Origin of the sequence: Rathayibacter sp. AY1C9 (genome assembly GCF_002932315.1) — a bacterium.
GTDB lineage: Bacteria > Actinomycetota > Actinomycetes > Actinomycetales > Microbacteriaceae > Rathayibacter.
In genome coordinates this window covers 1-557 of the sequence record NZ_PSVZ01000064.1, presented here as the reverse complement: position 1 = coordinate 557, position 557 = coordinate 1, and the positions used below count along the sequence as shown (strand labels likewise).

Sequence of the window (557 nt, the reverse complement as noted above, 5' to 3'; positions counted from 1 at the left end):
CCGCCGTTCCGGCCGCGGTCCCGTCCGCCGGCCGGAACGGCGGAGGCGGCGGTACGAGGGGCGGGCGGGAGCGCGGCCCGAGCGGCGGCAGCTGGAGGACTCGATCGAGCGGACGGAGGAGTCGGCGACGCGGCGGGCGCGGATCCGCTCGGGTCGGCGGGTGACGCGGACCCGCGGCCGGTGGGCGACGCGGACATCGGGAGCCCCCGCGCGATCACGGCGGGCGGCGCCAGGAGGACGAAGGAGCCGTCGTCGGGGGCGGCCGTCGGCGCGAGCACCTCGGCGAGCCGGCCGCCGATCATCGGCGCGGCCCGGGGCAGGCGCGGCGAGGCGAGCTCGGCGCAGTCGGGGCACCAGGAGGAGCGGCGCCGCTCCCGGCCGGGACGGTGGCGCTGCTCCTCGGGAGTGGCGACGAAGACGTGTCCGGCGTCGCAGAGCCAGCACAGGTACACGTCGGCCGCGGGCGGGATCTGGCTGAGCACGATGCCCTCGTTGTACTCGGGCCGGTACTGCCGCACCAGGACGGGGTAGGACGCCCAGGCCTCCCGGTAGGTGCC

Annotated in this window: 1 pseudogene; it reads right to left on the bottom strand. The window is 78.5% G+C overall.

The features are described 5' to 3' along the window. Window positions 1–557: pseudogene (locus C5D09_RS17930) on the bottom strand (hypothetical protein); the annotation flags it as partial.